This is a genomic window from Thalassospira sp. MCCC 1A03138 (assembly GCF_002115785.1).
Taxonomy (GTDB): domain Bacteria; phylum Pseudomonadota; class Alphaproteobacteria; order Rhodospirillales; family Thalassospiraceae; genus Thalassospira.
This window is the reverse complement of the sequence record NZ_JFJY01000006.1, coordinates 125,252-150,377: the sequence shown is the minus strand read 5'-3', so window position 1 is coordinate 150,377 and position 25,126 is coordinate 125,252. Positions and strand designations below refer to the sequence as shown.

The following is a 25,126-nucleotide window of genomic DNA, read 5'->3' as shown; positions in this document are numbered from 1 at the left end:
ATACTATGGCGCGCGTTCTCGTAATGATTCCATCGGGCGAAGTCTACGACCATGATTGTGTCCGCTGGTACAATTATCAGGATATTCAACGTAGTATCGACCACTATCACAATATTGGCGATGCGTTCGTATACGATTCATCACTGAAATTGATGAACTATGACAAGCTCGGTGTTCTGCCGATTGCAGAGCCCAAAATGGAAGACATTGATCGTCTGCGTGAAGAATACGATTACGTCTTCCTGCGCGGGTCGAACTATATCCATTCTGACATGGATTGGCGCAATACCATCGAAGTCCTTGAACGGCTGCGCCTGCCTGTTCTGGGTTTTGGTATCGGTGCGCAGGCCCCGGTCAAGGGTAAGCTGGAATTGTCCGACCAGACCAAACGCGTCTTGCGGATGATGGCCGATTCCACGACTTCAATCGGTGTGCGCGGGGCTTACACTGCCCAGGTTCTTTGGGATCTTGGTATAGCCAATGTTCGCATTGTCGGGTGTCCGACGGCCTTCCGGTCCAATAATCCGGATATGCGCATCAAGCTCCCGTCGCTTGACGCTGTACGCAATGTCGGCATCACCCTGCGGCGCGAAGTTTCCCCGGCCTATGCACAGAACATCGAACGGTATCTGACTTTCCATCGTGACCTGGTCAAGGAACTGGCACATCGGTTCGATGACATCACCCTGATGGCCCAGGGCGAACCCGAAGAAAAGAAACTGGTTTTCGGGACAAATGCCCAGAAAGAAGAGGCAATGCAGGCCCTTAAAAACAACGATTGGGTCAAGAACTGGTATCTCGATCCGACGATGGAAAAGCTGTATCGCGAAAAGCTGTTCTATTCGGATGTCGTGGCCGATTACGAACATCTGGTCCGCACCAAGGATTGTGTTCTGGGCTATCGTTTGCACGGCAATCTGATGGCTTTGTCGAACGGTGTTCCGTCGATCTATTTCACCTATGACAGCCGCACGGTAGAATTTGCCGAAACCTATCAGATTCCTTCCTACGACGTGTTCTCGAAAAAGGAATTCGTGCTTGAGGATTACTGGAATCAGGATCTGTTCGACAAATTCAATCGCGCCTGGTTCCAGACCTATCGCGAGATGGCAACGTTCCTTACGGAAAACAATATCGACCACAAAATGGTTGATGTGATGGCCCGAGACGCTCAGCCCGAGCGCAAGGTCGCCTGATTAAACCCGGTGCAGCCATTTCGCACCGTACTATCTATCGGGCGGGATGGCTGTGCCACCACAAGCATGTCCAGAAATGGACAGCGATAACAAGGAGATACGGCAATGACTGTACTTGTAACGGGTGGCGCAGGTTATATCGGTAGCCACGCAGCGCTTGCACTTCTGGATGCCGGGCGACATGTCGTCGTCCTCGATAACCTTAGTCAGGGGCACCGCTGGGCCGTTCCGGCCGGGGCTGCCTTTGTCGAAGGTGACTGCGGCGATTATGAGCTGGTTCGCAAACTCATCACTGATCACGATGTGACGGCAATCATGCATTTTGCGGGCTCGATCATCGTGCCGGAATCCGTCGTTTACCCGCTTGATTATTACTACAACAACACGGTGAATTCGCGTGCTTTGGCGCAGGCCGCTGTTGATGCAGGTATCCGGCATTTCATCTTTTCCTCGACCGCAGGTGTTTATGGTGAACCGGCCAAAACCCCGATCCTTGAAGATTTCCCGTCAAAACCGATTTCGCCTTATGGCACGTCGAAAATGATGACGGAAAAGATGCTGGCCGATGCATCGGTTGCCCATGACATGAATTATGTCGCATTACGCTATTTCAATGTTGCCGGTGCCGATCCCAAAGGTCGGGCAGGGCAGACGTCACGCAAGGCGACCCATCTGATCAAGATCGCAAGCCAGGCCGCGACCGGTGTCCGCTCGCATCTGGAAATCTATGGCGAAGATTACGAAACCCCCGATGGCACCTGCATTCGCGACTACATCCATGTTTCCGATCTTGCCAATGCGCATGTTCTTGCATTGGAATATCTGGAAAATGGCGGCGAAAGCGACGTGATGAATTGTGGTTACGGTCGTGGTTTTTCCGTCAAGGAAGTGATTTCGGCGGTCAAGGAAGTATCAGGCGTTGATTTCCCGGTCAAACTGGCCGAACGCCGGCCGGGTGATCCCGCGGCCCTGATTGCCGGAGCAGACCGTGTTCGTGAAAAACTCGGTTGGGTGCCGAAACATGATGATCTTGAAATGATCGTGCGTCATGCCCTTGACTGGGAGGAAAGCCTGAAAAACCGTCATGTGGTCGACGCCGCATAACACCCGAGCGCCAGAAAGGGAGGAAACGTCCATTACGAGCAAGCGGTTCAGAAGGATCAAAATGGCCCGAACCGCAATAGCAGGAGTACCAGAAATGAGCCAGATAACCCCCTCAACTGGCCAGAGGCCCCGTATCGGCGTTCTCATGCCGGCAGGCAGAGTTGTCGAAAATGTCGGAGTGGTAACGCATACTTTTGGATCCCCGGAAAAAGCCACTCGGCTATTTACCAATATCGGTGACTGCTTCGTCTATGACTCATCCCTGAGAATTCTTGATTACGCTGAACTCTATCCTATTTATGCTTCGGCCAATGGCGATATTTCAGAAGCCCAGATCGAAAAAATCAACCAGCTTGATTATCTGTTTCTGCGCGGATCGAATTACATCCATACCAACGGTCAATGGGATCCGATCATTCGGGTGCTGGAGCGAACCAAAGTTCCGGTAATTGCATTTGGTATTGGTGTACAAACACCTGACAATTCCGAAGACTACGTCAATGAGTCGACCAAGCGTTTCCTTCAAATCGTATCTCATCGGTCGGCAACGCTGGGGGTGCGCGGGAATCTTTCGAAAAAGGCGCTGAACTCAATCGGGATCAAGAATGTCCGCGTTTTTGGGTGTCCGACGGCGTTCCGCCACTGCAAACCGAAACTCAGTCTCCCCCGCATCAAGGCCAACGAAATTAAAAGGCTCGGTTTTACCCTAAGGCGCAAAACACATGGTTTTGGGACGCTGCAACGCTATTTGATGCGCACACTTGCTGAACGATATCAGACCGAATTCCTGTGTGCGGGTGAACTGGAAGAAAAGGCCATTTTCTATGCCCGCTGCAACCAGATTGCCAACGCGGACGAAGTGATGGCAAAGGCCGTCAATCAGCTTATCAAGGAACGCTGGCTTTACGGTGAAAACGACCCGATCCTGCAACTGTATAAATCGTCACTGGCGGTTTTCGAAACGGTGGCAGATTTCGAGGAAGCAGAACGGCATCTTGATGCCGTAACCGGCTTCCGTCTGCATGGTAATCTTCTGGCGCTCGCCAACGAAGTGCCTGCGCTTTACATCACGTATGACACGCGAACCCGCGAATTTGTCAAAACGCTGGGCATTCCGCATGTCGACGGTCGCTATATCGACAAGTTTTCTTTCGAAGAAGCTTGGGATCAAGCCGATTTCGGCCATTTCGAGGAAACCTACCAGATGAGGTTTGGTGAACTCAAAACCTTCCTCGAAGAGAACAGCATGGCACACCGCCTTGGTGCAACTCCGACCCCATACGTCGTCGAGGCGGCGTGATCAATGCTGTGCGGGTATGGCCGGTTTTCCTAGTGCCGGTCATGCCCGTATTTCTTTTCGTTTCAAACGGCAATGGATGGCGACGTGTTAATCAGATCGCATTTCCGCTACGCGGCAGTACTGATCGCAACTGTGTTGTCGGGGGGCGGCATACTTGCTTTTACATCTCCGAATTCCTCGGCGCTGGAATTGTCCGTCACAGGGCCGGAAAAAGTCATTTTCGACAGTGACGTTGCGGGCTGTGATTCACATCATCTACCCGATGCACCGGCACGTGCCTTTCGCGATGACAGGGGGCGCATGATCCTGTTCGCGCCGAATTTTCAGAACCGGGCATTTGTCGGGTATGGTTTCGATAGCCTGAAACCCGATTGCGACAGCCGGTTCATGGCGGCGGGCAAAGCGCAACCCGATCTTCTTGATGACCGCACCTGGATTCACGCCATTTACACCAATGATGGCAAAAATGTTTATGCGCTCGGCAGCGCCAGCTTCATGCCATATCGGCATGAAATGCCCTGCAAGGGACGTACAAAACGTATTGATTGCTGGATCAACGGACTGGTTACCCTGAAATCGACCGATGGTGGCAAGACATTTGATTATCTGGGAAAACCACCCCATCACGCGCCATTCCCGCCGCCGGAACCTTATCGTGATGATCGCAAACGTGCACCAAGCTATGTAACCGTGACCAACATCATCAATTGGCAGAATTATCTTTATGCCATTGTCTGGCGACGGGAAGAGGAATGGAAGAATTCGCGCAATTGTCTGGTCCGCGCGCCTGCCAATGATCCGTCAAGCTGGCAGGTTTGGGATGGCAAGGATTTCATTGATGCTGCCCGTCTGACTGATAGCGGATGGCAAGTCAAACAGACTGATTGCGCCCGCGTTGGCCCAAAAGGCATTACGTCGATCCGGGGGCTGGTACGACACGAAGGCACCAATAACTTTATTGCGATCTATCAGCACCGGCAGCGCAACAAGGACGGTACAGATCGTCACGGCATCTTTTATTCGACGTCAGCAGATATGAAAAACTGGTCGGGTCCGCAGTTCCTTCTGGATGAGGATCTGGACCCGGATGCCGGGCCAAGGGACCCGTTTGCCGCCTATGCCACGATGATTGACGAAGACAGTCACGACCGGCTTTTTAGTACCGTCGATGACGAGGCCAGCCTCGTCTTCGTGCGGCTGATCCCCAAACCCTATAAGGGCAAGTGGCGGGTGCCGCGACAGTTGGTGCGTTTTCCCGTTTCCATCAGGAAGTAAAAGGATAAGGCTATGGAATTTGATCGTTTTGACATAGACGGGCCGGTGCTTTTTGTCCCCAACCGTCATCGTGACCCGCGTGGAACATTTGCCGAAACCTTCCGCGAAGATGAATTTCGTGCCGCGATTGGCGACGTAACACTGGTGCAGGAAAACCAGTCCATCAGTAAACCGGTCAACACCATTCGTGGTTTGCATTACCAATCTGAACCCCATGTTCAGGGTAAGCTGGTCCGGGTGACAACGGGGGAGATCATGGATATCGCCGTTGATATCCGACCGCATTCACCGACTTTCGGGCAGCACATCAAGATCAAACTGTCGGCGGAAAACTGGTATCAGCTATGGATACCGCCGGGGTTTGCCCATGGGTTCCGTACCATGCGGCCCGACACAACCGTGATTTACAAGGTGTCGGATTATTACAGCCCTGAAAATGACCGTGGGATCGCGTGGAATGACCCTGATCTTCAGATCGATTGGGAATTATTTGGTCAGCAGCCCGTACTATCGGAAAAAGACAGAGCGCAGCCCGCATTGATCGAACTGTTTTCAGTTGATGTTGCGCGTGCGGCGGCAGCGCATCATGCTCTTGCCGGGGATATCGGGCGTTATCGCGCGTCGACGGGTGATTGATATAGCGGGGCCAGCGCAATCAGGCTTTCGTCCGGGATTTTATTGTTGATTGCGTTGACGTTCTTTTCAAGCGTCCTGCCTAGGGCGTGCACCAAGACCTTTTCCACTTTTCCGTCGTTGGCCATTTGCAAAAGGATGGATAAAGATTCTGTGACGCTGAAAGGTTGTTTGTAGGATCGACGTTCAAGCAGTGCGCCCATGATATCGCAAACGGTCAGAATACGGGTCAGATCGCTAATTTGGTCACCTGAAAGGCCATCAGGGTAGCCAGTGCCGTTTAGGAATTCATGATGATGCAGGATGGCATCCAGAACGTCTTCGTCAATGCCGCCTTGCCGGGAAAGGAACTGGTAACCCGCCAAGGGATGGGTACGGATGACGTCAAACTCTTCGGGGGTTAATTTTCCCGGCTTATCAAGGATTGCAGCCGGGATATCGACCTTGCCGATATCATGCAGCAATCCGGCGATGGTCAGCTTTTCTATATCGCTACGCCGCATTCCCATTGCTGTTGCAAACGAGCAGGCAAGACCGGTTACGATCAGGATGTGCTGGAACGTTGTCTGGTGATAGGCCCTAACGGTCGAAAGCCATTCATTTATCCCAACATCGCCGATGGTTTTTGCAACTTCTTCGCCGGTTGCGGCAACTTCCTGCAGATCGACAGGCCTGTTTGCACCGAACTGGGCAAAGGTGTTTTCAAGTGTCTTTGCCGCCGCGTTTATTGCTTTGGTCGCGGTCGGGGTAAATATGCCCTCCGCCTCGCGAATGTCTTCGATAATTCTTGCCAGGCCGACATCGTTTAACGGTTTGTGGATTGTCTTTCGCGCCCCAAGTGTAGTCGCCTGCAATTCTTCCTGCAGGTTACCTTTTGTAATCGCGAAAATCTGTTTGCAGCGGGCAGGAGCCGTTTTGCGAAACGCTGTCAGCTTGGTGATATTATCGGCCTTCGCAAGATCGATATCCAGAACGATGGTTTGCGCGTCCAGCGGAATTTTATCAGCAATGGACGAGATCCGAATGTCAAAACCAAGTAGGGATACCGGCATCAAAGCCGTGCGGTCGCTTTCGCACACGACATGCAATATGTTTTGGGTTCCGGTGGTCAACGAAGTGCCATGAGACTGAATTCCTGCCCGATATTATCGCTTGTATTCGTATGAATATAAGAATTTTATCAAGCAATTAGAAGCCTCTAATCAAAAAATTATGCGGCCAGTGCTGCAATCACCTGTTGTTTGCTTAAGATGCCGACCGTTTCTTGCCTGTCGTTAATCACGGCCATTGATCCCTCGGTCGCCAGTGCGACGGGCAGGATATCTTCAAGGCGCATGTTCCCGGCAATCCTGGGCCAGCCCGCATTGACGTCGCAGCCATTTGCAACGGGCTGCATCAAGGTACGGGCACGCAGTACCCGTGATCTGTTCACATCGCGGGTGAAGGCACGTACATACGCATCAGCGGGCTGCATGATGATTTCTTCGGGTCGACCGACCTGAATGAGTTTGCCATCCTTCAGGATCGCAATCCGGTCGCCCAGCTCAAGTGCCTCGTCCAGATCATGGGTAATGAACACGATGGTTTTATGAAGCTCGCCCTGAAGCTTCATCAACTCATCCTGCATGTCATTGCGGATAAGGGGATCAAGGGCTGAAAATGCCTCGTCCATCAGAAGGACTTCGGGGTCGGTCGTTAAAGCACGGGCAAGGCCCACGCGCTGCTGCATGCCGCCTGAAAGCTGATCGGGGAATTTATCTTCGTATCCGGCAAGGCCGACCCGTTCTATCCAGTTGCGAGCCGCATTTTCGCGTGGTTTGCGATCAATCCCCTGAATTTCCAAACCATAGCCGACATTGTCGATCACACTGCGGTGGGGCAAAAGCCCGAAGCGCTGAAACACCATGCCAAGCCTTTTGCGCCGAAATGCATTCAATTCATTGATGCTCATGGCAAGGATATCGGTGCCGTCAAAAAGGACTTCGCCTGATGTCGGATCAATCAGGCGGTTCAGATGCCGGATCAGTGTTGATTTCCCCGAACCCGAAAGCCCCATAACGACAAATGTTTCGCCCCGTTCGACAGAGAGTGATACATCATGCAAGCCGACCGTATGGCCGGTCTTGGCAAGGATTTCATCCTTGTCGGCGCCGTCTTGTGCCAGTTTAAGTGCTGTTTGCGGATCCGGGCCGAAGATTTTGAAAATATTGCGGATTTCAATATAGCTCATGATTTTCCCTCCGCCTTGTGGCTGCGATGTGATCGCTTGCCATAAGCCTGACCGATCCGGTCAAACACCACCGCCAGAAGCACAATCGCAATGCCGGCTTCCATACCGGCACCAACATCAAGGCGCTGGATGCCCATCAATACCTGTTCACCAAGGCCGCGCGCACCGATCATGGAAGCAATCACCACCATCGAGATCGACATCATTGTCGTCTGATTGATCCCGGCCATGATGTTTGGCAGGGCAAGCGGAAGCTGTACTTTCCACAGGATCTGTTTGCGGCTGGCCCCGAATGAACGGGATGCTTCAAGCACTTCGGGATCAACCAGTCTGATACCAAGATCGGTCAGGCGGATTACCGGTGGGGCGGCATAAATCACGGTCGCCAAAATTGCCGGAACTTTGCCCAGACCAAACAGCATCAAAGCCGGGATCAGATACACAAAGCTTGGCATGGTCTGCATGGTATCAAGGATCGGCAGCATTACGGCGCGTAGCCGGTTTGACATCGCCATCGCAATACCGACCGGAACGCCGATGATCACCGAAAGTGACGTTGCCACGATCATCAGGGCAAGGGTCTGCATCGCCTTGTCCCAAAGCCCTAGCGATCCGATGGTAACCATGGCAATTGCCAGTCCTGCAGCAATTTTCCAGTTGCGGCTGGCATGAAATCCGATGATCGCAACCGCGATCACCACGATCCACCACGGCGTTCCGCGCAGGATTTGTTCAAGCCAGACCAGAATTGTCAGTAGGCTGTCGGCAAACGCTTCAAACGCATCGCCATAATTCACCACCAGCCAGTCGACAAAGCGATTAACCCATTTGCCCAAGGGCACATTCAATTGTTCTGGAAACATCGTGCGCGTCCGGCCGGTTGTGTTCAGAAAACCAATGAACGTAGGAGCCTAGCAATATGATCCAGCCTGCGCACGATTAATTGCTTGAGGGACTGACATCTCCTGACAGTTTTTTGCGTCAGGAACTGATAATAAAGCAGCCCGCCCCATTCGGGCGGGCTGCTTTACACGTCAAAGACGTCAAAGCTTAAAAGCCTTAACGCGATTACATCGCAGCTTTACGTGCTTCTTCAAGCCAGCCGTCAAACTTCGCCTGATTTGCCTTGATCCAGGCATCGGCATGACGGTCGATATCTTCGGCTGATTTTTCGCCGTCGCGCATGCGAAGGTTCTGGGCCGAGATGTCATTGGCTGACAGTTCCATGATCGCAAACAGTTTTGCCGCAGCCGGGTTTTCTTCGGCCCATGCCTTGTTGGCGATGATCTGCTGGTTGTTCACCTGGAAGCCATAGTTTGAACCGTCCGGAAGGGCGGTGTCGGCATCCTTGTTTTCACCCGGAAGCGACGAGAACGGAACCTGCAACCAGGTCACGTCTTTGCCCGGTACCAGAACGCCCGAAACCCAATACGGGGTCCAAGTGTAATACAGGATCGGTTCACCGGCTTTGTAACGGGTGATGGTATCGGCGATGATCGCCGAATAGGAACCCTGATTGTGGGCCACCGTGTCTCGCAGGTCATAGGCATCAAGATGATGTTCGATCACACCTTCGCAGCCCCAGCCCGGGTTGCAACCGGCAAGGTCGGCTTTGCCGTCACCATTATTGTCAAAAATCTTGGCGATTTCCGGATCGGACAACTGGCTGATATTGGTGATGTTGTGTTCATCAGCGGTTTTCTTGTCGATCAGATAACCCTGCAACGCACCCGGCGAATAAACGCCTTCGCGATAGATTTTCTCATCGCCACCGGCTGCTTTGTAGAAATCGGCATGTAGCGGGTTCCAGTGATCGGCCATGAAAGTTGCGTCGCCATTACCAATGGCAACATGACCAGCAGCATATTCGATTTCCTGGATGTCCTGGACGTCATAGCCAAGTTCTTCAAGCGCCTTGTTCACCAGAACGGTCTGGAATGTTTCTTCGGCGATCGAGCTTTTAAGCGGCTGAACTTCAACGCCTTCGCCCGGTTTCATGTTGTCGGCAAAAGCAGTGCCGCTGATCAGAAACGAGCTGGTCACAGCAATGGCTGCACCGGTGGAAAGTTTCTTCAGGATCGTCATTAGCTTCTCCTTGTTGGTTGATTGGAGCAGTTTTCTGCCCTTGTTTTCAAACCGGCGTGCCGGTTATTTTTTGCCCATAAGGGAACGGATAGCTGCGGCCGGGCCGCTTTCGTACCAGTGGCGGGTGCCCTTGCTGCGGCTATCCTGACCAAGCGCCTGCGTCATGCGGTCAAGCACGATGGCCAGAAGGACAATCCCGACACCGCCAACTGTGGCAAGGCCCATGTCAAGGCGACCAATGCCGCGCAAAACCATCTGACCAAGGCCGCCAACAGCGATCATCGAGGCGATCACCACCATCGAAAGGGCGAGCATCAGGGTCTGGTTCACACCTGCCATGATTGTCGGCATGGCAAGCGGGAGCTGAACGCGAAACAGAAGCTGTTTCGGACTGGCGCCAAAGGAACGAGCCGCTTCGACCAGATCGCCGGGCACCTGACGGATACCCAGAATGGTCAGGCGGATCAGTGGCGGCAGGGCAAAGATGATGGTCACAACCACGCCCGGAACGTTGCCAATACCAAACAGCATCACGATAGGCACAAGGTAAACAAACGCAGGTGTTGTCTGCATTGCGTCAAGGACGGGGCGTGCCGTATTTGCTGCCCGTTCATTGCGCGCCAGCCAGATACCGGTCGGCAGGCCCAGAACCACGCAGAACAGAACCGATGTGATAACCAGTGACAATGTCACCATGGCTTCTGACCAGGCACCGATCAGACCAACGGCAATCATCGAAATCAAAGTCCCAATCGCAAGGCGACGACCGGCCAACTGCCATGCAATCAATGACAGGATAAGAATGACAACGATGGCTGGTGTTGCCTGCAACCCGGTTTCGACACCCGATAGGACCGCATCAATCGGCCAGCGGATCGCCTGAAAGACGCTGCGGAAGTTATCTACAACCCATTCCAGTCCGTGATTTACCCAGATATCAAGCGGAATGACCGCATCCTGAAACGGATGAAGGATATCAAAATGATGTTCCGGGGCAGGGGTGGCATTGGAAAGCCAGTCGCCTGCCGTATCAGAAGCGCCGCTGCCCCACGGGTTGGAGGCACCACTCTGGGCCGCATCGGCAGCCCCCGATGTGGTTGCGTCTTTTGCTGCGCCGGTATCGGTGGCAGCACCCCACGGATTGCTGTTATCAGCCATTTGCGCCATCTCCTTCGCGGTCGAGAGTCGCCAAAAGATTGGCTCTGTTGATTACGCCAAGATATTTGCCGTTTTCATTGACTACCGGCACGCCGCACGGCGTATGCGCCACGGTTCCGATGAGGTCGGAAAGCTGGGTGTCATGGGAAACTGCTTCGATATCAGGCAGGAAAGCTGCTGAAAGTTTGTCGGCACCGGATTTGATCGCCTGATCGACGCTGTCGACGGAAATGATCCCGTGGAAATCAAGCTTGTCACCAACGATATAGCCATATTCGCGGTCTTCGTTACGCAGGCGGTTAAGGGCTGTTTTAAGGCCGACACCTTCGCGTTCGATCACGGTAACCTGACGTTTGACGACGATATCCTTGGCCGTAAGAATTGTTGAGACATCAACACCACGGAAGAACGATTTGACATAGTCATTGGCCGGATTGTTGAGGATTTCCTCAGGCGTTCCGACCTGAACGACAATGCCGCCCTCCATGATCGCGATACGGTCACCGATGCGCATCGCTTCATCCAGATCGTGCGAGATGAAGATGATGGTGCGCTTGTGTTCACGTTGCAGGGTTAGAAGTTCGTCCTGCATTTCGGTACGGATCAGCGGATCAAGGGCGGAAAATGCTTCGTCCATCAACATAACGGATGGGTCGTTGGCAAGGGCGCGGGCAAGGCCGACGCGCTGCTGCATGCCACCCGAAAGTTCATCGGGGTATGAATTAGCCTGTGCTTTCAGTCCGACCTGATCAAGCGCATTCAGGGCGCGCTCATGGCGTTCGTTTTCGGCAACACCCGCCAATTCAAGGCCAAATGCTGCATTTTCGACGACGCTCATATGGGGCATCAGTGCAAAGGACTGGAATACCATGGACATGTCCCTGCGGCGTAATTCGCGCAATTCCTCGTCATTCATGGCGGCAATGTCGGTGCCGTCATAAAGAACCTGGCCCGACGTCGGCTCGATCAAACGGTTCAGCAGGCGAACAAGTGTCGATTTTCCAGACCCCGAAAGCCCCATCACAACGAAAATTTCGCCCTGGCGGACGGTGAAGCTGGCGCCGCAAACCCCGACGGTTTGTCCGGTTTTGTCAAAAATTTCGGCTTTGTCGATCCCGTCATTGATCATCTGCATTGCCTGATCAGGACGGTCGCCAAAGACTTTATAAAGGTCCTTCACAACGATTTTATCGGTCATTGGCCCTTGTCATTTGTTGTTGTCGGACAACAAGCGTCGTCGATCCCGGGTTCCGGAAACCACGCGATGCCATCCATTGAAAATGTCATGTCGAGACAGGTGTGATCTTTGCGCCGGATCGCGCCTGCTCCCCCAATTTCGTCACATTCTGTGTTTTGATAGTTACAGATCAAAACATTTGATGTCAAATTATAATGACGCTAAGTTGGCCCGATAACATGACAGGGAGAACGGTGCGTATGATCAAGGATCAGCAGAAAAGAAGAGAGTTTCTCGATGTTCTGGTCGCGCTGCGGCAGATCATTCGTGCAACCGATCTGCATTCAAAACATGTGATGAAGGTTTGTGGTCTTACTGTTCCGCAGCTTGTCGTGCTTCTGGCGATTGAGGAACTCGGTGCGGTAACCATCAAGGAAATCTCGCGGCATGTGTCGCTTAGTCAGGCAACCGTTACGACGATCCTGAACCGGCTTGAAGATCGCGGTTTTATCGAGCGGGCCCGCAATGCGGATGACAAAAGGGTGGTCAATAGTCGCCTTACCGACAAGGGACATGCCGTACTGAGCGATACGCCACCGCTGATGGACGGTGAATTCATGCAGCGCTATGAAATGCTTGATATGAATGAACGCAGCCGAATTCTGACCTCATTGCAGCATGTTGCCCGGCTGATGGATAGCGAAGAAGTTGATCCTAGGCCGCCGACCGGATGCGACCGGTTTTCCGTGGACTAGAATAGGGCAATCCGGATTGCCTCGATTGTTTCCACCCCTAACCAATTTTGAAGGCGCAGCAAAAAGGGGCAGATCGAAATCTGCCCCGCGATCAATATTTGCAAGACCGTATTGCGATCAGGTTGCTACCTGTTTTTAAAGCGCTGCCTCAACCCGCTCTGCCACTTTCTCCGGCACCCAGGCTTTCCAAACGTCCGGCTTTTCTTTCAGGAAATAAAGTGCTGCATCTTCGGGTTTTTCTTCGTTTTCCTGCATATAGGCCAGCATTTCCGAAACCATGGCGTTGCTGGTTTCATAATGCGTCAGGAATTCGATCAGTTTGGGCGCTGATTTCATGAATTCCGTATTAACCCCGACCGTAACCGTGCTTTCGGGATAGGCCGTGGCTTTTTTGGGATTTGGATCTGTTTTCAGCTTGTCGAAAATCGACTGATCATAGGCCGGTTCTTCAAGGCGATAACTGTCATAAAGACCCATCACCCATGTCGGCCCCCAATAGTAATAAAGTGCTGGCTCGCCACGCTTGTGCGCAGAGGCGATTGCCGCAGAAAGCGCTGCACCGGTGCCCGGGCGGAAATTGGTGAAGCTGTCATCAAGGCCATAGGCCACGAGTTTCGCCGAATTGACCTTTTCGCAAACCCAGCCCGCCGGGCAATTGTAAAAGCGGCCTTTGTACGGTTCTTCGGCGTCTTCGAACAGTTTGGCGTATTTGGGCAGATCATCGACCGACTTCAGATCGGGTGCCATCGGCTCGATCCCACGTTCCTTATCGCCTTCGATCACATAACGCGGCACGAACCAGCCTTCGACGGCATCATCGAAATTCACCCCGATCTGGGTAACATTGCCATCGGCTTCTGCCTTTTTCCAGGCATCGGCGACGTTATCGCGCCAGATCTCCATGACGACATCAATGTCACCTTTGCCCGCACCGGTCAAAAGCGGAATCACATCGCCGGGCAGGGCGTCGGTCTGGCAGCCATAACCCTTTTCAATGATAAAGCGCGCGACAGCATTGTGGAAAAGCGCGCTGTCATAATTCAGCCCGGCGAACATCACCGGGCGATCAATCTCGCAACTGGCATCCTGTGCCTGTGCGCTTGTGAAACTGGAAAATGCAAGGCCAGCGGCCATAAGCATTGCGGCTCCGGTAGGCAGGATGTTCATCATTTTTCCCTTTGATTATCTTCTACGGTCCGGAAGCGCATCAAATGCAATGTCCGACGGTTGGATGCCGTCATGTCACCAGTGGTTGTTCATTTGGTCCCCTGACTGGACTTTGCCCCTGATACAGGTAGATCAAAGTTTAACCTCGGGTCCAAAGATGACGCAACCCTGCTTGCCGACATTTGCCGGACTTGTGATGAGCCATGATGGGTTGCAGTCTAAAACCCTCCTCCTGACAACGATGTCAGGAGATGTCAGTGTATTTACGATTGCGGGGGTGGAATTTTGACCGGAAGTTCGTGAAACTTTCCTGTGGCATGTTTATGCTGCGCCAAACGCATTTTCGCCGGGGGGCACCATGACGCATGACAGTCTGTTTGTTTTTGATATCGAAACCGTTCCCGATATCGATGTTCTGCCACAATTGACCGGTGAAACCGCACCTGATCCGGCAACAGGCCGCGTGATGCTCGAAAAATATCATCTAGATATCACCGATGGTCGAAACGGTTTCCCGCGCCAGCCGTTTCACAAGGTTGTCGCGATCAGTTTCCTGCGCGCCACGATCCAGCGCGACGGAAATCTTGAAACTTACGAGATCGAAGAACTGCGTTCCGGTGGTGATCTGACCAGCGAGGAAAAGGACCTTGTGAACGGTTTCTTTGCCTATTGCGGTAAACTTTATCCTAGGCTTGTCAGTTTCAATGGTCGCGGGTTCGATCTGCCGGTTTTGAAATATCGCGCGATGAAGCATGGGGTGAGTGCGCGGTGGTTGCACCAATCCGCCAACAAGTGGGAAAATTATACGTCGCGTTATGCGCCAAACTGGCATTGCGACCTTGCCGAAGTTCTTTCCGACTATGGTGCATCCGCAAGAACCAAAATGAACGAGGTCTGCGCCGCTCTTGATCTTCCGGGCAAGACTGGCGTTGATGGTAGTAAAGTTTCGGACATGTATGACAATGGCGAGATTGAAGGCATTCGTCGATATTGCGAAACTGATGTTCTCAACACCTATCTTCTTTATCTGCGCTACGTTCTTCACACGGGATTAAGCGACCATGACGGTTATAATCACGCCATCAATCTGACCGTAGCATGGCTTGAGGAACGGGCAGGGGATATCCCGGCTTATCAGGAATTCCTCGACGCCTGGCGGGCTTCAAGCGCCGGATCATTCAATCTGCTTTAAGATATCCCGGTTTCGGTAAAGTGAAACATTTCACACCGACGGGATCGTTTTGTGTGATCTGTATTGAATTGCGAATCATTTGCGATTAGTGCTGGTATCTGGTTGCAAGTGACTTGCAAACGCATGTCGTGGTGAAAAGATTTCAAGGGAAACGTTTCGATGGATATCAGGAGAATCATCTGTGGCACGGTGTTGGGTGCTGCCGCCGTTACGGCTTCGGCCGCCTCAGCACAGGAAGTGAATGTCTACTCCCTGCGCCAGCCTTTCCTTGTTGAGCCCCTGTTCGAGAGCTTCACCAAGGAAACCGGAGTTAAGGTCAATGTGATCTTCGCGGAAAAAGGTCTGGTTGAGCGGATCAAGCAGGAAGGTGCAAACAGCCCGGCGGATGTCCTGATGACCGTCGATATCAGCCGCATCAAGGAAGCCGTCGATGCCGGTGTCACCGACGCCGTCAATAGTGATGTTCTGGAAGCAAATATTCCGGCCCACTTGCGCGATGAAAACGATCAGTGGTTCGCGCTGACCCAGCGTGGTCGCGCTCTTTATGCATCGAAAGACCGTGTGACCGAGGGCGAAATTGCCACATACGAAGATCTTGCCGATCCGAAATGGAAGGGCCGCGTTTGTACCCGTTCTGGTACGCATGATTACAATATCGCGCTGGTTTCTTCGATGATTGCGCATCACGGCACAGAAGAAGCCAAAACATGGCTCGAAGGGTTGAAAGCAAACCTTGCACGCAAGCCACAGGGCAATGACCGCGGTCAGGTCAAGGCGATCAAGGAAGGCGAATGCGATGTCGCGATTGCCAATACCTATTACTACGGCAAGATGCTTGATGATCCGGAACAGCGCACATGGGCGGAATCGGTAAATATTATCTTCCCCAATCAGAATGACCGCGGCATGTCGATGAACATTTCCGGCATGACCCTGATCAAAGGTGCCCCGAACAAGGAAAACGCCGTCAAGTTGATGGAATTCCTTTCGGGTGACGAGGCACAGAAAATCTATGCCGAAGTGAATTACGAATATCCGGTCAAGCCGGGTGTTGAATGGTCCGACTATGTGAAGTCGTGGGGCACGTTCAAGGCTGATGAGCTGCCGTTGTCTGAAATTGCGCGTCTGCGTGCGGATGCCGTACGCATGATCGATGAAGTGGGATACAACGAATAAACGAATTTTCGTTTTTCGAATCATTCCGGAAAGGGGCGGTAACCATTACCGTCCCTTTTTTTATGTCTGTAAACCCGGCAATTTCGCGGCGCAAACCGACATGGACAAGGCGGTTATGTTCTATTGGCTCTTGCAAAACAGGGTAGCAGCCCTTTAATTTCCCCGACAGCGAGTACAAATCATTCTTACTTGCCCCATCGCTTTGCGACCATTTCAGGAGATTCAAGATGACTTCACTGCGCAACAAGGTCTTTGGCATTATGGGCGCGGTGGTCGGATTGACGGCATTTCAAGCGAATGCTGCCGAGGAGGTGAATGTATATTCGCTTCGCCAGCCTTTCCTGATTGAACCGATGTTCAAACAATTCACTCAGGAAACCGGCATCCGGGTCAATACGCTGTTTTCGCAAAGCGGTCTGGTCGAGCGTATCAAACATGAAGGCCGCAACAGTCCGGCCGATCTTTTGCTGACGGTTGATATCGGGCGCATCCAGGATGCTGTTGATGCCGATATCGCAACACCGCTTCAAAGCGATGTGATCGATGCCAATATCCCCGAACAATTCCGTGATCATGACCATCTGTGGGTCGGTCTGACCACTCGTGCACGTGTTCTTTATACGTCGCTTGATCGTGTGAAGCCCGACGCCATTTCGACATACGAAGAACTTGCCGATCCGGAATGGAAGGGACGCATTTGTGTCCGTTCTGGAATGCATGTTTACAATATCGCACTGGTGGCCTCGATGATTGCCCATCATGGCGAGGAATACACAAAAACCTGGCTTCAGGGACTGAAAGACAATCTTGCTCGCAAACCGCAAGGGGCCGATATCGACCAGATCGAGGCCGTATCGCAGGGTGTTTGTGATCTGGCAATCGGCAATTCCTATTATTACGGCAAGATGCTTGATGATCCGAACAAAGCCGATGCCGCCAAGGATGTCCGGATTGTTTTCCCCAATCAGGGTGACCGCGGTACGCATGTGAATATTTCGGGCGTTGCGCTGATCAAGAATGCACCGAACAAGGAAAATGCGATCAAGCTGGTCGAATTCCTATCGGGGGACGAAGCACAGCATATGTATGCTGACGTCAATTTTGAATACCCGGTCAAGCCGGGGGTGGCATGGTCGGAAATGGTCCGTTCCTGGGGAACTTTCAAATCCGACACGCTGCCGCTTAACGAAGTTGCCAACAATCGTGGCGCCGCCATTCGTCTGATCGACGAAGTCGGCTTTAACGAATAGGGCATTCTTCGCGTGAACAATTCCTGTCAGACCAAAGATGATCGCGATATCCGGTCGTCGGCTGTGACCGAAACGCTTGATCCGTTGCGCGAACAGTCGCTTGGAACCTCGATGCGGTGGTTGCCGCGCGGCCAATCAGGTCTTTGGTTGGCCGGGGCGTTCATTATAGCGCTTCTTGTGGCGACGCCGTTGATTGCGGTTGTCTATCTGGCTCTGTTCCCTACCGAAAATATCTGGCCGCATCTGGCATCAACCATGTTGCCCCGATACCTTAAAAATACCGGCATTCTGATGCTGGGCGTCGGTGTTGGTGTAACATTGATCGGTGTGTCGGCGGCATGGGTCGTAACGATGTGCCGTCTGCCGGGCAAACGGTTCTTTGAATGGGCGATGCTGCTTCCGATGGCCGTTCCGGCCTACATTGTTGCCTATGTGTACACCGATCTTCTGGAATATGCCGGTCCGTTGCAGCGCCTTCTACGCGAGATTTTCGGCTGGCAAACAGCGCGTGATTACTGGTTTCCTGATATCCGGACCAAGGGGGGGGCAATTCTGGTGCTCAGCCTGACGCTGTATCCTTATGTTTACATGCTGGCCCGGGCTGCCTTTTTGGCGCAATCGGTCTGTGTCCTTGAAGCTGCGCGCGTTCTTGGGCGTTCGGCGTGGAATTCGTTTGTGACCGTTGCCTTGCCATTGGCGCGGCCTGCCATCGTGGTTGGGGTGGTCATTGCGTTGATGGAAACGCTGAATGATTTCGGTACCATCGATTTCTTTGCGGTTCATACCCTGACCGCCGGTATCTTCAATGTCTGGCTTGGTATGGGAAATGCCGGTGGGGCGGCGCAGATTGCGCTGACCATGCTTGCGGTTGTGATGCTCCTGATCGTGGCCGAACGCTATTCGCGTCGTCGCCAGCGCTTCCACGACACAACCAATCGTTTTCAGGAATTACCGGGCTACGAGCTTGGCCCGGTCGCCAAGTTCTTTGCACTGGCGGTTTGTGTTCTGCCGATTGTGCTGGGTTTCGTGATCCCGTCGCTGGTGCTGATCTATTACTCCGTTGGCTATTTTGACCAAAGCTGGACATCGGACTTCTTTGAATATGCGGGCAACAGCCTTCTGGTTGCTGGTCTTGCGACCTTTGTTGCGGTCGGATGTGCTGTGTTTCTGGGATATGCCCTGCGGCTTTTCCCGCAGCCGCTTTTGCGGTTCTGTATCCGCATGGCGTCGGTTGGCTATGCCGTGCCGGGGGCAGTTCTTGCAATCGGGGTTCTGATTCCATTCGCAAGGTTTGATAATGCTGTTGACGCCGTGATGCGCGAAACATTCGGGATTTCAACCGGTCTGCTTCTAAGCGGTACGGTCTTTGCCATCGTGTTTGCCTATGCCGTGCGGTTTATGGCTGTTTCTTATGGTTCGATCGAGGCCGCCCTTGGCAAGGTCCGGCCAAGTATGGATGACGCCGCCCGGACATTGGGGGAAAGCCCGTGGGGCACGTTGAAACGTATTCATTTCCCGATGGTGCGTGGCGGTATTCTTGCCGCCGCGGTTCTGGTCTTTGTTGATGCGATGAAAGAACTTCCGGCGACACTGATCCTGCGGCCGTTCAATTTTGAAACGCTGGCAACGCATGTCTATCAGTTCGCCAAGGACGAAATGATTGAGCAGGCAGCCCTTGGTGCCTTGACCATCGTCATTGTCGGCGTCGTGCCGGTGGTTATGCTCAGCCGTGCAATTTCTCGGTCCCGCCCCGGGCATGGCAGTGCATCTTCGCCCCATTGACGTTCCTGTTCCGGCGGACCACTATCGCTGCTATATGATCCCGATAAATTCGACAGGCTGCCGATGACCACGTCGCAAAAAAATCCTGCCAAGACCGACCTTTGCCATCAACCGGGCCTGACCCGGTTGGAAGATGCACTGCGTATTGCGTTTAACGACGTGGCTGTTCGCGCCCCGGTGATTGAGGCACCACTTTCTGATTGTTATGGCGCAATCCTGCGCAAGGATATCGTTGCCAGGGTCGATATTCCGTCTGCTGATAATTCGGCGATGGACGGATATGCATTTTGTCATGCCGATTTGCAGGAATTTGTCGGGGCGTCGGATGCACAAATCATTGTGGGCGGCGTATCACTGGCAGGTCATCCTTTTGCCAGAGAAATCCCGCGCGGGCAGGCAATCCGCATTGCGACAGGGGCCTCCATTCCTGATGGTGCGGATTGCATCATCATTCAGGAAAATATCGCGGCCAATGCCGATGAAACGCTTTTGACCATCCCGCAGGACGTGATCGCCAAAACCCGTCTGCATCAACATATCCGTCGGCGCGGTGAAGATGTTGCAGCCGGTATGGTTGTCCTGCCAGCCGGTAAACGTCTACGCCCACAGGATATCGCAGTGGCGGCCGGGCAGGGGTATCAGTCCCTGCCGGTTTCCAGACCATTATCAGTTGCCGTTTTCTCGACCGGGGATGAACTGGCAAAGCCGGGCGATCCACTTCCAGCCGGTGGCGTTTACGATTCCAACCGGTTTGCCATGATCGGTATGCTGCGCGCTTGCGGGTGCAGGGTAACCGATGTCGGTCTTCTGGCTGATGATTTCGACGTCCTGAAAACGGCCTTGAAGGATGCTGCTCAAACCCATGATGTCATCATGACGTCGGGTGGGGTTTCGGTTGGCAAGGCCGATCTGCTTAAACCTGTCGTGGATAGCCTTGGCGAAATTCAGGCGTGGAAACTGGCAATCAAACCCGGAAAGCCCTTGATGCGAGGCCGTATCGGGGATTGTGTGGTTATTGGTTTGCCTGGCAATCCTGTTTCGGTGATGGTGTCAGGCCTGCTTTATGCCGTGCCATTGCTTTTGCATATGATGGGGGCTGCTGATCAGGTTTGTGCCCCCGTGCGATTGCCCGCAATCGCCGGATTTGATTTCAGGCGAGGTACCGGGCGCCGTGAATGGTTGCGCGCCCGTCTTGTGCAGGATGATGATGGTCAATGGCTTGCCATGCCTTATCATTCGGCAAGTTCCGGTATGTTATCCTCGATGGTGTGGGCAGAAGGCCTTATTGAAATCGTCGAGGATTGCGGACAGGTTAAAAAGGGTGATGGCGTGCTTTATTTGCCCTTCGGTGGTTTGCAGGCGTTTTAAAAACTGATCCAGATCATGGATTTGCTGCCTTTTTTCGCTGATGTATAACAAACAACGGATTAAGGGTGGAAAGCAGATGACTGTATCAGTTACTTTTTGCGGGGCTGCGGGTGGCGTTACCGGTTCGTGTTATCTGCTGCGTACCGACGGTGGCGATATCATTGTCGATTGCGGCATGTTTCAGGGCAGTAAGACGGTTCGCGAACTGAACTATGGAGCTTTCCCGTTCAAGGCTGCGGATATTCGTGGCGTGCTTCTGACCCATGCGCATATTGATCATTCCGGGTTGCTTCCCAAACTGGTGAAGTCCGGTTTTAACGGGCCGATCTACGCGACCGAACCCACCTGCGATCTTCTGACCTACATGCTGCCTGATTCCGGCTATATTCAGGAAACCGAGGTCGAACGTCTTAATCGCCGCAATGTTCGGCGTGGCCGCCCGGAAGTCACCCCGATCTATACCCGCGAAGACGCGGAAAAGACCCTCAAACGTTTGCAGCCTGTCGACTATCATGAATGGCGCGAAGTTTTACCAGGTTTGCGGGCACGCTACTGGGATGCAGGGCATCTTTTGGGATCGGCCTCGATCGAGGTCGAAGTGGATGACGAGGCACCGGACGGCGAACCGCGCACCTTGCGGTTGCTGTTTTCAGGTGATATCGGCACGGGAGAGGCGGTGTTTAACGATGCCCCCGAAGGCCCGAAAAACATCGATTATCTGTTTGTTGAATCGACCTATGGTGATCGTAACCGACCTGAAGTCGGCGACGCCGAACGTCGTGAAATGCTTGCCGTGGAAGTTCGCGCTGCCATTCAGGCTGGCGGCAACCTTGTCATACCAAGCTTTGCTGTTGCTCGAACGCAGGAATTGCTGGTCGATCTGGCAGCCCTGTTTAACCGTGGAAAGCTGCCCAAGGCGGATGTTTTTGTCGATAGTCCGCTCGCACAGCGCGCGACCGAGGTGTTTGCAAAACATCTTTCTCATGAGGATGCGCGTGCCTTGGCGCATCCGAATTTCCATATGGTACCGGATGTCGAAGCAAGCATGCAACTGGCGCGGGTCAAAAGCGGGGCAATCATTTTATCTGCAAGCGGCATGTGCGATGCCGGGCGTATTCGTTATCATTTGAAAAACAATCTTTGGCGGCCGGAATCCACGGTTCTGATGGTTGGTTTCCAGGCTGCGGGCTCGCTCGGTCGCGTGTTGCAGGGCGGGGAAAAACATGTCCGCATTCACGGTGACGAGATTGATGTCCGTGCCCGGATCAGAACGCTTGATATCTATTCCGGTCATGCCGATCAGGACATGCTTCTGCGCTGGACAAAAGAACGTATGCCGGTATCGCGGCGTATTTTCCTGACCCATGGTGAAGATGGCGCACGTGCCGGTTTGCAGCAGGCGATGATTAATGCCGGTATCGAAGAAAGCAAAATCGCCCTTCCGATGCTTGATGACACCGTTATGCTCAAACGCGGGCAGGCAAAACAGGCCGAATTCAAACCGCGTCTGTCGGCTGGCGAAATGTCCCGGGACGACTGGCATAACCGCTATGCCCATAGTGTTACAGAGCTTTCGGAAAAACTTCGCGCACTCGACAGCAACGAAAAACGCGAGGCCCTGCTCGAAAAAGTCTTGCAAGATATCGCATCGGCATGAGAGCAATAGCCCGATGGCAGGTTTTAAATACCGTAAAATACGGAAATACTTGCCAACGGGCGATATCGTGTCACCTTATATCAGGTTGAGAAGGTATCGAAGGACACTACGAGAGCGGGCGGATATATGTCGATCGTGGGGAATACCGGCTATCGTGTTCTGATCTATAGCCACGATACATTCGGCTTGGGCCATCTGCGCCGCTGCCGAACCATTGCGCATGCGCTTGTTTCGCGTCGGGACGATGTATCTGTGCTGATCCTTTCTGGATCGCCGATCATTGGCAGTTTCGAATTCCGTTCACGAGTCGACTTTGTGCGCATTCCGGGCGTGATCAAGCTCTCGAATGGTGAATACACGTCACTTAATCTGAACATTGATGTCGATCAGACCTTGGCGATGCGTGAATCCATCATTCAGCATACCGCCGACGTATTTAACCCTGATCTGTTCATCGTCGACAAGGAACCGCTTGGTTTGCGTGGCGAAGTTGAATCGACACTTCAAATGCTTCGCCATCGCCGTACGCGCCTTGTCATGGGCTTGCGCGATGTGATGGATGACCCGGTTAATCTGCGCGAAGAATGGGACCGCAAAAAATGCGTTCCGGCCCTTGCCGATCTTTACGACGAAATCTGGGTCTATGGCCTCAAGGACATCTGCAATCCGCTTGAAGGTATTGATTTGCCACCGGGTGTCGAAGAAAAAATGACCTATACCGGCTATCTGCCGCGCACAGCCACCCGCAAACCAACCCCGGAACATGGCGCGCTTGGTCTTGAGGAACCCTATTACCTTGTCACCACCGGTGGCGGTGGTGATGGGGTTAATCTGGTCGATTGGGTGATCAGTGCCTATGAAGCCGATCCTGACATTCCGGTTCCGTCGCTTGTTGTGCTGGGCCCGTTCATGGCACCAAATGATCAGCAGGCGTTCATGGAACGCGCCGAAAAGATCGATAAACTCTCGGTCATCACCTTTGATGCCAATGTTGAAATGTTGATGGATCGGTCCGCTGGCGTGATCGCGATGGGCGGATACAATACCTTCTGCGAAATTCTGTCTTTTGACAAACCCGCAATCATTGTGCCGCGAACCGTTCCGCGGCTTGAACAATATGTTCGTGCGTCGGCGGCCGAAAAGCTTGGTCTGGTCAAGATGCTGACCGAGGACGGTGGTCGTCCGCCGATGCAAATGGCCGAGGCCCTTCGCAGTCTGATTGATCAGCCAAAGCCGTCGCATGTGACCGTGCCAAACCTGATGGGCGGCCTTGATAGTGTTGGCGATCAGGTTGAACGCTGGCTGCCGCCGCAGCTTGCTGCCGAGTAAGATTTTCCGGGATAACAACAGATGACATGCGACAAGCTTGCAATCGTGGTGAAAGGATATCCACGATTGTCGGAAACCTTTATTGCCCAGGAAATACTCGGTATTCAGCAGGCAGGTATTCCTTATCGCATTGTATCCCTGCGTCATCCGACCGATAAAAAACGCCATCCGATTCACGAACGGATCATGGCTGAAATCGATTACCTGCCAGAATATGTTTATCAGGAACCGATGCGCGTGTTTCGCGGCTGGTTAAAGGCGCGCAAAATGCCGGGATATCGTCGTGCCAGAAACATCTGGTGGCAGGACTATCGTCGGGATCGCACGCCGAACCGTGCCCGTCGTTTCGCCCAGGCATTGGTAATGGCGTCGGAGCTGCCGAACGATATCACACGCATCTATGCGCATTTCCTGCACACCCCGGCATCGGTTGCGCGATATGCCGCGATAGTTCGCGGTCTTCCATGGTGTTGTTCGGCGCATGCCAAGGATATCTACACCAGCGAAGATTGGGACATGCGTGAAAAGCTGGCCGATATGGATTGGCTGGTGACCTGCACGAAGGCCAATGTCGATCATCTGCAAAAGCTTGCCGATGAACCGGCCAAAGTGAATTTGCTTTATCACGGCCTTGATTTTTCCCGTTTCCCCGAAGATTTGCCGGACCGGATGCCCCGTGACGGCCGGGATCCTGATCATCCGGTAACGATTCTGTCGGTTGGTCGGCTGGTCGGGAAAAAGGGTTATGACGATCTTCTGCGTGCACTTGCTGATTTACCCAAGGATCTGCATTGGCGGTTTGTTCATATTGGTGGTGGCAATGGCGATAAATACAAATCGCTCGCGACCGATCTTGGAATTTCCGATCATTGTGACTGGCAGGGGCCGCGTGACCAGAAAGAAGTGATTGCGGCCTGTCAGTCCGCCGATCTGTTCGTTCTGGCAAGCCGGGTGGAACAGGACGGTGATCGTGACGGATTACCAAACGTCCTGATGGAAGCACAGCTTTGCGGTCTGGCTGCGGTTTCAACGGCAATTTCCGCCATTCCGGAACTGATTACCGATGGCCTTAACGGCAAACTTGTTCCCGAACGTGATCCCAAATCATTGTCCTTGGCAATGGCGGACCTGATTGTCGATCCGGCGTTGCGCGATCAGATGGGGCACAAGGGCAACGAAATCGTTCGACGGGATTTCTCATTTTATACCGGCATGAAGGAACTGGCACATCGCTTTGGTGTTGATGCACCGGTAGTTGGGACTGCCATGGAACAACCGGCAGCGGAGTAGGG

The 25,126-nt window shown here is 53.1% G+C and carries 21 protein-coding genes; 14 read left to right on the top strand and 7 right to left on the bottom strand.

What is annotated here, in order from left to right:
* Positions 1 to 5: 5 nt before the first annotated feature.
* The 5 genes from TH468_RS13715 (at position 6) to rfbC (ending at position 5,511) form a co-directional block, all read left to right on the top strand.
* Positions 6 to 1,196 (top strand): polysaccharide pyruvyl transferase family protein, encoded by a 1,191-nt coding sequence (locus tag TH468_RS13715; protein WP_085644996.1) that lies wholly within the window; start codon positions 6 to 8, stop codon positions 1,194 to 1,196.
* A gap of 105 nt (positions 1,197 to 1,301) precedes the next feature.
* Positions 1,302 to 2,300 carry a UDP-glucose 4-epimerase GalE gene (gene galE, locus TH468_RS13710; protein WP_085644994.1) on the top strand — a complete coding sequence of 333 codons (999 nt, stop codon included), beginning with the start codon at positions 1,302 to 1,304 and terminating at the stop codon, positions 2,298 to 2,300.
* Positions 2,281 to 3,600 carry a polysaccharide pyruvyl transferase family protein gene (locus TH468_RS13705; RefSeq protein ID WP_246832334.1) on the top strand — a complete coding sequence of 440 codons (1,320 nt, stop codon included), beginning with the start codon at positions 2,281 to 2,283 and terminating at the stop codon, positions 3,598 to 3,600. The genes galE and TH468_RS13705 overlap by 20 nt, the downstream gene beginning before the upstream one ends.
* A gap of 189 nt (positions 3,601 to 3,789) precedes the next feature.
* Positions 3,790 to 4,875 (top strand): hypothetical protein, encoded by a 1,086-nt coding sequence (locus TH468_RS13700; RefSeq protein WP_246832333.1) that lies wholly within the window; start codon positions 3,790 to 3,792, stop codon positions 4,873 to 4,875.
* 12 nt (positions 4,876 to 4,887) lie between these two features.
* A complete protein-coding gene (gene rfbC / locus TH468_RS13695) occupies positions 4,888 to 5,511 on the top strand; it encodes a dTDP-4-dehydrorhamnose 3,5-epimerase (protein WP_085644990.1) in 624 nt (207 codons plus the stop codon).
* Here the strand turns inward: rfbC and TH468_RS13690 are convergent.
* The 6 genes from TH468_RS13690 to proV all read right to left on the bottom strand — a co-directional run bounded on the left by TH468_RS13690 (position 5,487) and on the right by proV (position 12,179).
* The gene (locus TH468_RS13690) at positions 5,487 to 6,560 is read right to left on the bottom strand and encodes an HD-GYP domain-containing protein (protein ID WP_085644988.1); all 1,074 of its coding nucleotides are present in this window, start codon (positions 6,558 to 6,560) and stop codon (positions 5,487 to 5,489) included. The genes rfbC and TH468_RS13690 overlap by 25 nt on opposite strands.
* A gap of 158 nt (positions 6,561 to 6,718) precedes the next feature.
* A complete protein-coding gene (locus TH468_RS13685; RefSeq protein ID WP_085644986.1) occupies positions 6,719 to 7,738 on the bottom strand; it encodes a glycine betaine/L-proline ABC transporter ATP-binding protein in 1,020 nt (339 codons plus the stop codon).
* Positions 7,735 to 8,601, bottom strand: coding sequence for a proline/glycine betaine ABC transporter permease (locus TH468_RS13680; protein WP_085644984.1), 867 nt, complete (start codon positions 8,599 to 8,601; stop codon positions 7,735 to 7,737). The genes TH468_RS13685 and TH468_RS13680 overlap by 4 nt, the downstream gene beginning before the upstream one ends.
* A 205-nt stretch (positions 8,602 to 8,806) precedes the next feature.
* Entirely contained in the window at positions 8,807 to 9,823 is a 1,017-nt protein-coding gene (gene proX, locus TH468_RS13675; RefSeq protein WP_085644982.1) for a glycine betaine/L-proline ABC transporter substrate-binding protein ProX, read from the bottom strand.
* A gap of 63 nt (positions 9,824 to 9,886) precedes the next feature.
* Positions 9,887 to 10,981: a glycine betaine/L-proline ABC transporter permease ProW gene (gene proW / locus TH468_RS13670; protein WP_085644980.1), complete on the bottom strand. Its 1,095-nt coding sequence runs from the start codon at positions 10,979 to 10,981 to the stop codon at positions 9,887 to 9,889.
* Complete coding sequence (gene proV, locus TH468_RS13665) at positions 10,974 to 12,179, bottom strand: glycine betaine/L-proline ABC transporter ATP-binding protein ProV (protein WP_007089950.1); 1,206 nt, start codon at positions 12,177 to 12,179, stop codon at positions 10,974 to 10,976. Before proV ends, proW begins: the two co-directional genes overlap by 8 nt.
* Positions 12,180 to 12,418: 239 nt before the next feature.
* Here proV and TH468_RS13660 point away from each other — a divergent pair, with 239 nt between their 5' ends.
* Positions 12,419 to 12,913, top strand: a complete 495-nt coding sequence (locus TH468_RS13660; protein ID WP_085644978.1) for a MarR family winged helix-turn-helix transcriptional regulator — start codon at positions 12,419 to 12,421, stop codon at positions 12,911 to 12,913.
* 135 nt (positions 12,914 to 13,048) lie between these two features.
* Here the strand turns inward: TH468_RS13660 and TH468_RS13655 are convergent, their stop codons facing one another.
* Positions 13,049 to 14,053: an ABC transporter substrate-binding protein gene (locus tag TH468_RS13655; RefSeq protein WP_246832332.1), complete on the bottom strand. Its 1,005-nt coding sequence runs from the start codon at positions 14,051 to 14,053 to the stop codon at positions 13,049 to 13,051.
* A gap of 385 nt (positions 14,054 to 14,438) precedes the next feature.
* Between TH468_RS13655 and TH468_RS13645 the strand changes: the two genes are divergently transcribed.
* The 8 genes from TH468_RS13645 to TH468_RS13605 all read left to right on the top strand — a co-directional run bounded on the left by TH468_RS13645 (position 14,439) and on the right by TH468_RS13605 (position 25,124).
* A complete protein-coding gene (locus tag TH468_RS13645; protein WP_085644974.1) occupies positions 14,439 to 15,272 on the top strand; it encodes a 3'-5' exonuclease in 834 nt (277 codons plus the stop codon).
* Positions 15,273 to 15,431: 159 nt separating this feature from the next.
* Positions 15,432 to 16,448, top strand: a complete 1,017-nt coding sequence (locus TH468_RS13640) for a Fe(3+) ABC transporter substrate-binding protein (protein ID WP_139834719.1) — start codon at positions 15,432 to 15,434, stop codon at positions 16,446 to 16,448.
* Between the two features lie 227 nt (positions 16,449 to 16,675).
* The gene (locus TH468_RS13630; protein ID WP_139834718.1) at positions 16,676 to 17,698 is read left to right on the top strand and encodes a Fe(3+) ABC transporter substrate-binding protein; all 1,023 of its coding nucleotides are present in this window, start codon (positions 16,676 to 16,678) and stop codon (positions 17,696 to 17,698) included.
* 12 nt (positions 17,699 to 17,710) lie between these two features.
* On the top strand, positions 17,711 to 19,480 hold the full coding sequence (locus TH468_RS13625) for an iron ABC transporter permease (RefSeq protein ID WP_246832331.1): 1,770 nt from the start codon (positions 17,711 to 17,713) through the stop codon (positions 19,478 to 19,480).
* Between the two features lie 63 nt (positions 19,481 to 19,543).
* The gene (gene glp / locus TH468_RS13620; RefSeq protein WP_085644970.1) at positions 19,544 to 20,848 is read left to right on the top strand and encodes a gephyrin-like molybdotransferase Glp; all 1,305 of its coding nucleotides are present in this window, start codon (positions 19,544 to 19,546) and stop codon (positions 20,846 to 20,848) included.
* 76 nt (positions 20,849 to 20,924) lie between these two features.
* Positions 20,925 to 22,505: an MBL fold metallo-hydrolase gene (locus TH468_RS13615; protein ID WP_085645302.1), complete on the top strand. Its 1,581-nt coding sequence runs from the start codon at positions 20,925 to 20,927 to the stop codon at positions 22,503 to 22,505.
* A gap of 126 nt (positions 22,506 to 22,631) precedes the next feature.
* The gene (locus TH468_RS13610; RefSeq protein ID WP_007089940.1) at positions 22,632 to 23,834 is read left to right on the top strand and encodes a glycosyltransferase family protein; all 1,203 of its coding nucleotides are present in this window, start codon (positions 22,632 to 22,634) and stop codon (positions 23,832 to 23,834) included.
* 21 nt (positions 23,835 to 23,855) lie between these two features.
* Positions 23,856 to 25,124, top strand: a complete 1,269-nt coding sequence (locus tag TH468_RS13605) for a glycosyltransferase family 4 protein (protein ID WP_085644968.1) — start codon at positions 23,856 to 23,858, stop codon at positions 25,122 to 25,124.
* The last annotated feature ends 2 nt before the right edge of the window (positions 25,125 to 25,126 follow it).